A 13,433-nucleotide genomic window follows, 5' to 3' on the forward strand; every position below is an offset into this window, starting at 1 on the left:
AAAAAAAAGGAAAGGTGTGTTCCACCCCTCCTACGTTCCATGTGAAAAATTTCTCTCCGCCTTTTGTAATCTTTCAATTTTTTCTTCTGTTCCATCCATCGCATTGATAAAGATCCGATATGTGTCATCCTCATATGTTCCAATAAATTCATACGTTAAAACTTCATCACCTAAATCACTTCTTATGACAGCAAGGCCATCATCCATAATCTTAACTTGTGGATTTACTTTTTTCTTTGCTTCTGCCATTGATAATGCTGGGGTATCGATCTGTCTTTGTTTATGGTGCATATAATAGTTTTTGGCTGTTAATCCTAAAATATCGCCATCATCAAGAGCTACTTTAACTTCGATTGAATCCGGGTACACTTTTACGTTATCTTGTTGATAAAGAAATGTATAAACCCCAATCTGATCATATTCTGTACTTTGCTGTAATGTCATATCCTTAAAATCATTGTTAGTCAGAAACTTCTTTGCTCGTTCATATCCCTCATTTAAACTGAGTTGTTTTTTATTTAATGGTCTTTCGACTAATAGTGAAATGGGATGGGAGCCGTGAACAGACATGTCTAAATACCCACGCTTATCACCTTGTTCATAAGATAGCGTAAATATAGGAATATCTGATCCCTCACCACTTTTAGTTAGTTGGATATCTGATTTATCCTTAATATCGAAAAGCTTTTTACCATAGTTTAATGCTTCGTTTTCAGATGTCTTTTTTCCGCTTAATTGTTTTAAGTCTTGACCTTTTCCTGTTTCAGTCATCAATGGAGAATCAGTACTACTTTCACTATAACCCTCGACTTTCTTTTCAACTGTTTTAAATCCGTCAATAATTGTATTATCAAGGGGGTCATCATGTGTTGCTAAAGCAAGTTCAACATCCATCCAGCGTAGGTCATTTTCTAATACAGCATATTGAACATTGCGTAACTCATCTTTTATTTCACTTGCTTGTTTATATAATTTCTTCAGTGAAGTCATCTCATCTTCTGAAAGTGGTTCTTTATCTAAATCTCTAACAGCTGTCCGATACGTAAAATCTCCAATATTAGACAGAAATTCTTCTGTTTTATTAAAAGGCAGTAATGTTAATGGTAATTGACCAACATTAGCTAACGCCTCAGATGAAATGCGCCAAATATCAACCAATTGTGGTGACAATCTTGTTTTTGAATTCATGGCTAAGGAGGTTCCTATTTTATCGTGTAAAAGATCCATATGATATGCTAGTTCATGGAATGAACGTTGATAAGTATTTTCCGCATGAATTAACACTGCATTCTTCTCTTGATGCTCCTTATACCCCCAATAACCAGTACCGATAACGCCCAAAGACAATATAATGAGAAGTATTGAACGAATCATGTAAGTCATCCTTTCTATTTACAGAAAATATGTTTCCCAATCCGCTTGATTTGAGGCCTTGTCCAAATCCAAGGTGATGTTGCCGTATCCGGATTAAAATAATAAAGGGCATTTCCGGATGGGTCCCAGCCATTAATGGCATCTAAAACTGCACGTCTTGACGTATCATTTGGTGTTAACCATATTTGTCCATCAGCGACAGCTGTAAAAGCACGTGGTTCAAAAATTACACCTGAAACCGTATTTGGAAATGTTGGACTTTGAACTCGATTCAATATAACAGCAGCAACAGCAACCTGTCCTTCATAAGGTTCACCACGTGCTTCCCCATGAACCGCGTTAGCTAATAGTTTAATATCATTTTGTGAAAAACCATTCGGAACGTTTACTGCTGGAGTCGTTGGTGGTGTTGATGGTGTAGTTTCTTGCTGTTGTTTATTTGTATCTTTTTTAGTTCCCTCTTTTCCGTAATGCGTAAATTTATCTCCTGAACGAACTTTTTCCTTTACGTCTTGTTCATTGTATTGACTGGCTTTTACTAACTTATCCTTCGTTGTCTGACCAGCTAGCCCATCAATGTTTAGCCCAAACTCATATTGGAAATTTCTCAGTGCCCAGTACGTACTCCAACCAAAAACCCCATCTATTTGTTTATTGTAAAAACCTAAATACTGTAAGCGTGCTTGTAATTCAATGACATCATCCCCAACAGCACCGTGTTGGATTACTTGTGGACTAAAAGCTTTTGTATACTGTGGTATAAATAATGCAGAGCTAAACATAATCGTCCCTAAAATCAACATATAAAATAATGGTCTAAAAACCATACAAATCCTCCTATCAGATGTCCATTGGTATATTGTATTTTTTGAGAAATTAAGATTTTTATTCATAAAAAAAATCACCATCTTATTTGACGGTGATTTCTTGATTATAAGCATCGCTCTGTATCTCTTTAGAAGCGACTCTGACTCGATATAAACCAACTGCCCAAAGAAAAATCATAAAAGGAACGAGGATAAATGGCCAATACTCATTATTTGTCTGCAAAATATAATTATAAGTGCCATGTAAAAAGAAAGGTAAACATAACGCTAAAAATATATTCCATGTTCGACGTCGTTTGATAATTTTTGCTATACCAAAGTGATAGCCCATCATCACGCCGAATAAAGCATGTGAAGAAACAGGGAAAATCGCACGTGTCAACGCATATTCAATGCCATGGCTTAATAAGTACATGATGTTTTCCAAGCTGGCAAACCCGAGACTAATTGAAACGGCATAGATAATGCCATCATAATGTGTATCAAATTCAGTATGTTGATACACGACATACATAAAGATAAACCATTTAAAAAACTCTTCAGTCATTCCACTAACAATATAAGCATGAAATAGTGGTCCTAAATACAATTCTGTTTTAAACGCATATTGTAAGAACATTAAAGGAAAAACAAGCAGGGCACCAAAAATAAATGTTTTGACGATCAAAGTTAGAGGTTCGCTATAATGTTTTCTTAAGTAAAAAAAAGCCATCAAAGCTATTGCTGGAGCAATACCCGCTGACAAAACAGCAATCATGTTTTCTCCCTCTTTCATACTCATTAATACCATCGTACCATGATATGCAAGAATTGAACATACAAAAAATGTAGCTGGGCATTACTAACCAAAAATAATAAGAAATAGGTTCCAATCATCGGTCTTTAGAGATTGGAACCTTTTTTTGTTACTTAATTTCATTATCGTATTCACCGTGAAGTAGATTCACCTAATTAAAATAAAAAGAGGCTAAGTGATTCCATCTCAAGATAGACTACCCAATTTCTTTTTACATTCACTGGTGATTTGTCCTAGCTATTAATTCTTAATCGATTGTTTTTCTTTTATCGATTTGGCAATGCCTGCACCATGAAATCGACCATTTTCAATAAATATTTCATTATTATTATTCCCTGATGCCACAACACCTGCTACATATAAATCTTCTACATTTGTCTCAAATGTTAGTTCATCATATAAAGGTTTCCCGGTTTTATGATTGATGGTAACCCCTGCATGAGATAATAAGGTCATATCTGGTCGATAGCCTGTCATTGCAAATACAAAATCATTTTTCACTTCATATTCAACACCAGCCTGCTCGTAATAAACAGAAGAATCAGTGATTTTAGTAATATGGGCATTAAATTCCATTCGGATAATTCCTTTACGTACTAATGAAGCAAAGTCCGGTAAAATCCATGGTTTGATACTACTAGAATAGTCATGACCGCGATACAAAACTGTGATACTTGCACCAGCATTATGAAGTTCTAATGCTGCATCAACAGCAGAATTCTTACCACCAATAATGACAACATTTTTATCGTAATAAGGATGACCTTCTTTAAAATAATGTGAGACCTTAGGTAAGTCTTCACCCGGTACATTCATGTAATGGGGTTGATCATAGTACCCTGTTGCAACGACTACATATCTAGCTTGATACATCTTTTCTTTTCCATTTCGTTTCTTCGTTGTAACAACAAATGAATCCACATTTTTCTTTATATGAGTCACTTTTTCAAACGTATTCATATTTAATTCTGTTCGCTTTGCTACTTCACGATAGTATGCTAGTGCTTGAATACGAACAGGCTTTTGTCTTTCATTAATAAAAGGGATGCCACCAATTTCTAAATTATGACTTGAACTAAAAAAAGTTTGATGTGTAGGGAAATGATAAATCGTATTCGCTACATTTCCTTTCTCAATAATCAGTGGCTTCATACCGATGTTCTGTAGTTCGATTGCACAGGACATGCCACATGGCCCACCACCGATAATGATGACTTCTTCTTTTTGCATCAATAAAGCACTTCCTTCTTTATCATAAACATTTTCTAGATTATGAGAAAAACTCTTATCACGATCTTGCTAAGATTAGATAAGAGTTTTTTATTCATATAACATTAGACCCAGCCACGATAACGAGAAGCTTCGGCTGTATTTCTTACTCCAACCATATACGCTGCTAAACGCATATCAACATGTCGTGTCTCTGCTAAATCATAAATCGTATTAAAAGCGGATACCATTGTTTCGTGGAGTTTCTCTTCTACTTCTTCTTCAGACCAATAATATCCTTGATTATTTTGTACCCATTCAAAATATGAGACGGTAACCCCACCTGATGATGCTAAAACATCAGGAACAAGGAGAATACCCCGTTCAGTTAAAATCTTAGTTGCTTCCATTGTTGTTGGGCCATTTGCAGCTTCAACGACGATTTCAGCTTTAATATTAGCGGCATTTTTCTCAGTAATTTGATTTTCAACAGCAGCTGGAACAAGAATGTCACAATCCAATTCAAGCATTTCTTGATTTGTTATTGTATTATCGAATAATGTCGTTACTGTTCCAAAACTGTCTCGCCGGTCTAATAAGTAATCAATATCTAATCCCTCTGGATCATAAAGTGCACCATACGCATCCGATATTGCTACAATTTTAGCACCTGCATCATATAAAAATTTAGAGAGGAAACTTCCTGCATTTCCAAATCCTTGAATAATGACTCTGGCACCTTTAACATCAATGCCTCGCTTTTTTGCTGCTTCGTTAATCGCAATTGTAACCCCTTTTGCCGTAGCAGTCTCTCGACCATGCGAGCCTCCTAATACAATCGGTTTACCTGTAATGAAGCCAGGACTATTATATTCATCAATCCGACTATATTCATCCATCATCCATGCCATGATTTGTGAATTGGTGAAAACATCCGGTGCAGGAATGTCCTTTGTCGGTCCAACTACTTGGCTAAGAGCACGAACATAGCCACGGCTTAATCCTTCTAATTCACGGAAAGACATCTCGCGGGGATCACAAATAATCCCACCTTTACCACCACCATATGGTAAATTAACAATTCCAGCTTTTAAAGTCATCCAAATCGATAAAGCTTTAACTTCATCTTCCGTCACATCAGGATGAAAGCGTACGCCACCTTTTGTTGGTCCGACTGCATCGTTATGCTGAGCACGATACCCTGTAAAAACTTTAACGGAACCATCATCCATGCGAACTGGAATTCTAACAGTAACCATACGAACGGGGTCTTTTAATAATTGATAAACCTCATCAGGGTAACCCAACTTATCCAACGCGGTTTTAATGACAGACCTTGTTGACGTTAGAATACTCGTTTCCTTTTTATCTTCATTATGAGAGTCTGCTGCTTTATCGGCTACCATGAATTTACCTCCTAAATTTATCTTTAAATAATCGTTTACTAATGCGTTACTCAAGCATTAGTATACACTTTCATTATAATATTGCAATCAACACAACTCAATTATTCTCCGTCAAAAACGAAAGAATTTATTCGTTTAGTAAAAATTCTCGTGAATTTGTTGAATTGCTTCATTTTGGTAAATCATTTTTCCATATTCTAATAAACGGTGCGAGGTAATAATACTCGGTGTTGCATATTCTGACAAAATAGCAATGATATCATCTTTATCATGGTCATTTAAATCAGATTCCTCTAAAAGCAAATAATAACGATGATCGAAATAAAAAACTTGCCCACCTTGAATCGATTGATGAGATAATAATCCCGCTACATTAATCATATCTTCAAAATCATGGAATGAAAAAATGAGCTCTTCACTTTCATCTAAGGTAACTTTCATCTCGATAAACTCTTCATCCCATTCAACATCTGTTACTTCTTGTGTCACAATGACATGCATTCCTTGGGCCTGCATTAAATGAACTTGAACAACAAGTTCCCCTTCTAATTCAATACCTAATTCTGAACTTGCCTCATACATCATATCACTAAAAAGATTACGAACTTTCACAGCATCGTACCAAAGATCTTCTTTTGTGAAGCCACGCTCCAACAGATCATCAAATGTAAGAAAAATCGTAAACTGATTTGGTGATACTCTTTCTATCCTCATACAGCACCCTCCTTAGCAAAGACAAACTGTTTTTTGTCTCAAAGTCCTGCAACTAAATTGTATTTGTTATATTATATGTTATTTACATGTATTTGAACAGTATTCCATAACATTTAAATAATATTTAAACGTACAACAACAATGATTAACAACATAATGACGACGACAACGGTAAGAAAGCGTAACAACGGTTTTCCTAGCTTTATACGTGTCTTACCATGATCTCGGTGAACAACACTTCGTGGTGGTAAATTTAACACATCAATCTCATCAGGTGATTTTTCGTTCTTAATATCTCTGTGGTTATCTTCTAATTCTTTCGATAGCTCGATTTGATCATCTTGTACATCATTCATTGACATACACCTCATCTTTTATAATGGATAAAAAGACCTAATATAAAGTCTACAAGAAAGTGCGCTGTAATTACCGTTAATAAATTCCCAGTTAATTTATATATATAACCGAGAAAAAAACTTACAAGTACAACAGAAAGAAATAGAATTGGTTTTCTTAAATATCGAATATGAACAAGAGCAAAAATGATGCTAGCAATGACGTATCCTAATGTATATTGCAAAACACCTCTAAACAACGCTTCTTCCGCTATAGCAATAAGTAAAGTAAATAAAAAAATCTCAATAAAAGACATACTTTTAAACAGGCGCTTATTGATTCCACCATCATCTAGATGTCTTTTAGGTACAACTAAAAAGAGTATGATATCAAATAATATAATGATAATACCTGGAATGACACCATAATAAAAGATTTCTGCAAGATCCCATTTTATTTGTAAAAACCAATCCGTCATTTGATCAAAAACAAACATACTAATAGTAATCGAAAAAATAAGTATGGATAGTTGTGTTAATAATAGTGATTTTTTGAGTTCTTGATCACTTAGTTGTTTAATGATCTCACTTTGTTTCATCTTCATCTCCTATGAAAAACATTTCTTTTAATGCTTGTTGCCATGTTTTAGCTGACATCTTTTCTCTCTCGAAATGATTGACTTTCCAATCAACGATAGAAAAGCCACATTGACTACAACAATCTTGTTCAGGTTCTGTATAGTTTGATTGAAATGGTTTATAGAGTGCATGACGTAAACATTGTTTTTCGTGAATCCACGTTACCATTTGTTGCAATTTAGCCGTTTTTACACGTAATCTTTGAGTAGTCGATTGTTTAATCTTTGTATAGGCCCGTTTCCATCGTTCTTTTTCATAGATAATTGTATTTTCTTTAATCATACCATGTTTTTCTAGTTGAGCATAAAGAAAGCGCCATTGGACTTCATTAAGCTGAAACAATAGTGCTAATTGGTCAGATTGAGTTGGGAGTGCCTGTTTTTGTTCATACAATTTATATAACAGATAAAATATATACCGGATTTCTTCCTCTGTAGGGAGTTCGTTTTTTATTAATTGCTTCGGTAAAAATTCATCTTCTGCCGTATAGAGTACAACACTAATACTTTGCTTGCCATCGCGACCTGCACGACCCGCCTCTTGGACATAGGATTCTAGTTGATTAGGTAAATGATAATGAACGATTAAACGAATATTACTCTTATCAATCCCCATACCAAAAGCACTCGTACAGCAAATGACCCTTAATTGATCATTCATAAACTGTTGTTGAACGGTTATACGATCAATCTGTTCCATTCCTCCATGATAGAATGCAACGGGTACATCTGGAAGCTCATGCATAATTGTATGGGTCATCTGTTCTGCATCATACCGACTCGAAAAATAAATTAATGTAGGCACTTCGAAACGTTTTAAAACATCTAAAATATAAGTTGTTTTCTCATCACGATGATGCAATTTTTCAACTAAGAAGACAATGTTTTCCCGATCCATTGGATATATATGTTTTACCATCGTTGTAAGTCCTAAAGACGTGATGATATCTTTTTGGACATGAGGTGTAGCCGTTGCACTCAATGCCAAAACAGTAGGCTTCTTTAATAATTGAATAATATGTTGTAACTTCATATAATCTGGTCTAAATTCATGTCCCCATTGGGAAATGCAATGTGCTTCATCGATTACAAATAATTGAACTGAAAGCTTCTTTAAATAAAACATGAAATCTTCTTGTTGTAATAATTCCGGTGACACGTAAATCAATTGGTAGTGATTTAATTGCCGATAAATCTTTGAACGTTCCTGTGGTGTCATAAAACTATTAATTGCAACGACACGTTTAATCTGTTTTGCTTTCAGTTGTTTCACTTGATCAATCATCAAAGCTATTAATGGTGATACAACAATCGTCGTTCCTTCTAATAGTAGGGCGGGAAGTTGATAACAAATTGATTTACCAGATCCGGTTGGCAATATACCAAGAACATCCTCGCCCCGAAGAACATCTTCAATAATTTCACGTTGCCCCATGCGAAACGAATCATAACCGAAATAATCGTTAAGATGTTTTATTAAATTTTTCTTTACGTACCTTTCGCCCATTTCATATCACCTGATTATTCATTTACTATTGCCAAATATAGTCTTATTTGAAAATAGCTGATATCTTCATGTAATTTGTCTTTGATATCTTTTAATTTATATCCTTTTGTTTCGTGAATTGCTTGTCTGATTTCATTCATAACTGTTGCTGATAGATATGTTTCATAAGGAAAAGTTACATCATTTAGTGCGATCTCAATGATATGATCCTCAATTGTACTTTTCTTAAGTAATCGTATTTGAGCAATTTGCTCTAGCGAATAGCCTTGTTTAAGAAGCCCGTATGTTTTTTTAGCTGACATCGTCATCGCTATGTTTGCATGATGGCGCTTCATAAATGCTGATAGAATAGGGAAGGACCGATTATCGTGATTAATAGTTGCTAACATATAGTGGGTAATTGATTTTTCTATAATTGGTATGTCTTCGGTAGCGAGTTGATATTTATTCGCTAACTGAAACGTATTTAAACCATAAGCTTGAAAACCTGTTAAACGATCGACAAAAATGGCTGCCCATTGATCAGGCAATGATTGTAATAAATGCATTAATTCCCCGTATAGTTTAAGGTGAATCTGATCCAGATTTTGTTTTGTTTGATAATAATATGTACGCACCCATTCGGTAATTGGACTTGAATCAATAATCGGGATAAAGTTAAAGTTATTCTTCTGGGCGTTTAATAATGTTTGAATATATAAAAGCAATCTTTGCTTAAATATTACATCTATTTTGTGATACGTCATGCCATTAAGCATTTTAAAATGAAGTAGATGACGATTTTCATGTAGTTTAGCTGCGCCGGTATCAGTTAATTTAATAATATGTTTCGTTGATTTTACGTTAACGATTAATTTCTTTTTCATGAGCTGTTCGATTTTATTTTCATATTGCTTTTCTGTTAAGTTTGGGTAAACACCATAAAATCGTTGTACTTGAAATAGCTTTGCATCTTGTAAAGTTTGGATGGCTTTAAACCCTTTCAACAAACGAAAAATAGCTGATGACGTACGATTGGTATTGATTTGCTTTTGGCAATATAAAAACAAACTATCAAAATACACGAGACAACTTTCCTTCCTTTGCATTGGATTATATTGACTAATAGACACAAACCAATCTTCATTTTATAATAATAGATACACTGAAGTAATTTGATAATAGATACAAAGAATAAAGAACTTCCTTAAAGAATATAGAATGGTAGTTGAACAAAATAAAGTTAAAGATTGTTTTTTCAAATGCGGGTCCGGAGTAAACCTTATTTTGAAAAAAAATTTGTTTCAGGGTCTTTGAATTTTATTGTATTTTGAAATCCTTTTTCTGTAAGGACTAGACATTATCAAATTCACTCATATTATATATTTTTTCAGTGCTTTTATAGGAGGTTGTACCGTCAGTGAGTCTCTTTACCATTGTTGATAAGGGAACATGTATTGCATGTGGGGTCTGTGGAGTAGCTTGTCCCCTCGTATTTGATTATGATTTAGATGGTTTATCTGAAGTTATTATAGATGAAAATCAAGGTATAAAACAAATTCCTGAATCATTACAGGATGACGTGATGGATGCGTATGAATCATGTCCAAGTGCTTCAATTAAAATATGTAAAAAGCCATTTAATGGTAATCCAAATAAATATGAATGAATAACATCGTTTAGTATATCATGTCACATGCTAAAGCATCTGACAAATGATTCAGGGACAAAATCTTTTATCAAATAAAGATCCCAACGAAGTGCATATAAACCGCTTCACAATTATACTTCGCTTTTTAGCGGGCTGTTGGTGAGCCTACTCGACTCCAGAGTCTCACCGATGCCTCTTTCCCGCGACAGACTGTGCGTCTAGTGTCGGCGTAGGCCACAGGATGTGGCCATACCTAGCCGACCAGGAGTCTACGTATATTTTCTCCGCTAGAATAGTACAATGTTCGTCTTTGAGTCAGCACATTATTATTATTCCAGCCTAGCCGCATTTATTTTTACTCGTCTTCTGTATTATTAACTGGAATTTTAAATGTAAAAGTAGTCCCCTGATTAACTTTACTTTTAACAGTAATCGTCCCCTGATGTGCTTGAATAATATTATTAGCAATGGATAATCCTAACCCTGTCCCTTTTGCATTCTTTTTACGGGCCCTTGATTTATCTGCTTTATAAAACCGTTCAAAGACAAATGGTAGATCTTCTTCTGGGATACCACTGCCACTGTCCTTTACTGAAACCTCAAGCATCTCATCGTGGTGTGACACATCAACGACAACAAAACCACCCTCAGACGTATGACGAATCGCATTATCGATGAGGTTCGTCATAACTTGTTCGATGCGATCAACGTCAAATACAGCTATCTTTTCCTTGATGTCTTGATTTAGTTCAAGTTTAATCTGATTTTCTTCAGCAACGCCTTTAAATTTCCTCGAAATGCGACCCATATAATCTTCCAAATCAACAGGCTCTTTATCCAATTGGATATGCCCCGCTTCCATTCGTGCTAAATCTAATAAATCATTTACGAGTCGACTTAAGCGCAACGATTCTTCATAAATAATTTGCGCGAGTTCATTTTTTTCTTCTTTCGTTTCAGCAATGTCGTCAACGATTGCTTCACTATATCCTTGTAACATCGAAATCGGGGTTCGTAATTCATGTGACACATTGGCAATGAAGTCTTTTCTTAGTTTATCTAAACGCCTTTCTTCTGTCATATCCCGAATAACCGCGACTGCACCACGTACATATGATTGATCATATAATGGTGTCATAATCATGACCCAACTACGGCCTTGTAAACTAATTTCTCTAAGCACTTCTTTTTCACCTTGAATAACTTCTTGAAGAACATCATTTAATTCATTAGGCCATGTTCGTTGTGTTTCTCTTTGCGGATAATTATATTCATAAAACCAATCATCAAAAAAGCGATCTGCTGGAGGGTTTGTTACAATCATGTTTCCATTACGACTTAATGTCACAACACCATCAGCCATTGAACTTAAAATACTCGTTAATTGTTCTTTTTCCTGACGAAGCGCATTAATGTGAAATTTCAGTTGTCTACCCATACGGTTAAACGCCATTGCTAATTCACCAATCTCATCATGCGTTAAAATAGGTACTTTCGTATTAAATTCACCTCTTGTTAAGTCAAATGCCGCCTCACGCATTTTAATCAGAGGGGATGTAATTCGAGTTGATAAAAAGAAGGCAAAAATCGTCGTTAATATAATAGCAATACCTGCTGCTAAAAGAATAATCTTTGTCGTTTCATGTTTTGTTTGATCCATAACAGCAAGCGATTGGTAAATAAAGACTGCAGTCTTTTTGTCATTTGTAATTGTCCCTACTAAAAATGCTCCCATATCTTGATCAGGTAGCTTTACTTGTTTTTTAACTTTCCGTTCTTCACCTAATAATTCTGTTTGATCTGCATGTTCAACGATCCAGTTTTCGCTCAATAACCCTAAATGTTCATCATTACTTCCAGATACCCATACACCACCATCCGGAAAATAAATAACAATCCTGCTTGATGGATCTTTGACACGCTCTGTTGTATCGGTAATTAAATCATGATCTTGATATTGCTCTGCCATAACCGATATTTTCATAGCTGTTTGTAGCATGTCCTTTTCCGCTTCTTCGATATGAAAATTTTCAAAGAACTCGAGCAACAATATCGTTAAGATAAATAAAACAAAAGAAACTAGCAATAAGATTGTTACTGCTAGTTTACCTACAACACTTCGCCAAAACATCATTACTTATCATCCGCCTCAAATTTATATCCGACACCCCATACGGTGACAATCATTTTTGCTGCTTCTTTAGATACGTTGCTTAGTTTCTCACGTAAACGCTTAACATGTGTATCTACGGTTCTTAAATCCCCGAAAAATTCATACTGCCATACTTCTTTTAGTAGTTGTTCGCGATTAAATACTTTATCTGGTGATTTGGCTAAGAAACACAGTAGTTCATATTCCTTTGGTGTTAGATTTACTTCTTGATCATTTGCTGTTACACGATGTGCATCATGATCAATCGTTAAATGTGGAAATACTAAAACATTTTTTGCTTGTGCATCCATTTGATTATAATCGGCTGCCGTTGCCCGACGTAATATAGCTTTGACACGTAAGACAACTTCTCGCGGGCTAAATGGTTTAACGATGTAATCGTCGGCTCCTACCTCAAATCCTTGTACACGATTTGCTTCCTCGCCTTTTGCTGTCAACATAATGACAGGGGTATTCTTTTCTTTGCGAAGTTCTTGACAAACATCTATCCCGTCCATTTCTGGCATCATAATATCTAGTAAGATGAGATCAAAGTCTTTCTTTAAAGCAAGCTCTAGTGCTTCTTGCCCATTTTCAGCTTCCTCTATAATGAAATCTTCACGTTCAAGATACATTTTAAGTAAGCGGCGGATTCTTTCCTCATCATCCACTACCAAAATATGTGCATTATTCTCCACAACAAATCCCCCTCGTATTGTATGTTTAGGCATTACTTTCATAATATGTCAAATGTCTCTGACGTTCCGTGAAATAACCAAATATTTATTTGTTTTTCTCTTGACATATTATCGCAGGTCTTAGTAATTAAGCCTTTATGTACTAGT

General features: G+C 35.1%; 13 protein-coding genes. 1 reads left to right on the forward strand and 12 read right to left on the reverse strand.

Features of this window, described 5'->3' with window-relative positions; translation table 11 throughout:
• Positions 1-30: 30 nt before the first annotated feature.
• The 10 genes from ypeB to VIG73_RS14825 all read right to left on the reverse strand — a co-directional run bounded on the left by ypeB (position 31) and on the right by VIG73_RS14825 (position 9,870).
• Complete coding sequence (gene ypeB, locus VIG73_RS14780; protein WP_331643401.1) at positions 31-1,374, reverse strand: germination protein YpeB; 1,344 nt, start codon at positions 1,372-1,374, stop codon at positions 31-33.
• A gap of 14 nt (positions 1,375-1,388) precedes the next feature.
• Positions 1,389-2,177, reverse strand: a complete 789-nt coding sequence (gene sleB / locus VIG73_RS14785; protein WP_331643752.1) for a spore cortex-lytic enzyme — start codon at positions 2,175-2,177, stop codon at positions 1,389-1,391.
• Between the two features lie 106 nt (positions 2,178-2,283).
• Entirely contained in the window at positions 2,284-2,958 is a 675-nt protein-coding gene (prsW, locus tag VIG73_RS14790; protein ID WP_331643403.1) for a glutamic-type intramembrane protease PrsW, read from the reverse strand.
• Positions 2,959-3,237: 279 nt separating this feature from the next.
• A complete protein-coding gene (locus VIG73_RS14795; protein WP_331643754.1) occupies positions 3,238-4,227 on the reverse strand; it encodes a YpdA family putative bacillithiol disulfide reductase in 990 nt (329 codons plus the stop codon).
• A 104-nt stretch (positions 4,228-4,331) separates the two neighbouring features.
• Complete coding sequence (locus tag VIG73_RS14800; RefSeq protein WP_331643405.1) at positions 4,332-5,612, reverse strand: Glu/Leu/Phe/Val dehydrogenase; 1,281 nt, start codon at positions 5,610-5,612, stop codon at positions 4,332-4,334.
• A gap of 135 nt (positions 5,613-5,747) precedes the next feature.
• The gene (locus VIG73_RS14805) at positions 5,748-6,326 is read right to left on the reverse strand and encodes a genetic competence negative regulator (protein WP_331643407.1); all 579 of its coding nucleotides are present in this window, start codon (positions 6,324-6,326) and stop codon (positions 5,748-5,750) included.
• Positions 6,327-6,439: 113 nt separating this feature from the next.
• Positions 6,440-6,682, reverse strand: coding sequence for a hypothetical protein (locus VIG73_RS14810; protein ID WP_331643410.1), 243 nt, complete (start codon positions 6,680-6,682; stop codon positions 6,440-6,442).
• An 11-nt stretch (positions 6,683-6,693) separates the two neighbouring features.
• Positions 6,694-7,260: a CPBP family intramembrane glutamic endopeptidase gene (locus VIG73_RS14815; protein WP_331643412.1), complete on the reverse strand. Its 567-nt coding sequence runs from the start codon at positions 7,258-7,260 to the stop codon at positions 6,694-6,696.
• Positions 7,247-8,806: an ATP-dependent DNA helicase RecQ gene (locus VIG73_RS14820; RefSeq protein WP_331643414.1), complete on the reverse strand. Its 1,560-nt coding sequence runs from the start codon at positions 8,804-8,806 to the stop codon at positions 7,247-7,249. The genes VIG73_RS14815 and VIG73_RS14820 overlap by 14 nt, the downstream gene beginning before the upstream one ends.
• Positions 8,807-8,820: 14 nt before the next feature.
• On the reverse strand, positions 8,821-9,870 hold the full coding sequence (locus VIG73_RS14825) for a helix-turn-helix domain-containing protein (protein WP_331643416.1): 1,050 nt from the start codon (positions 9,868-9,870) through the stop codon (positions 8,821-8,823).
• A gap of 335 nt (positions 9,871-10,205) precedes the next feature.
• On the opposite strand from VIG73_RS14825, the gene VIG73_RS14830 reads away from it, so the two are divergent.
• Complete coding sequence (locus VIG73_RS14830; protein ID WP_331643418.1) at positions 10,206-10,454, forward strand: ferredoxin; 249 nt, start codon at positions 10,206-10,208, stop codon at positions 10,452-10,454.
• Between the two features lie 337 nt (positions 10,455-10,791).
• On the opposite strand, the gene VIG73_RS14835 is transcribed toward VIG73_RS14830, so the two are convergent.
• Both VIG73_RS14835 and VIG73_RS14840 read right to left on the reverse strand, forming a co-directional pair.
• Entirely contained in the window at positions 10,792-12,567 is a 1,776-nt protein-coding gene (locus tag VIG73_RS14835; protein WP_331643756.1) for an ATP-binding protein, read from the reverse strand.
• A 2-nt stretch (positions 12,568-12,569) separates the two neighbouring features.
• Positions 12,570-13,286, reverse strand: a complete 717-nt coding sequence (locus VIG73_RS14840) for a response regulator transcription factor (protein WP_331643420.1) — start codon at positions 13,284-13,286, stop codon at positions 12,570-12,572.
• Positions 13,287-13,433 lie beyond the last annotated feature (147 nt).

This window comes from Cerasibacillus sp. (assembly GCF_036516575.1).
Classification (GTDB): Bacteria; Bacillota; Bacilli; order Bacillales; family Amphibacillaceae; genus Cerasibacillus.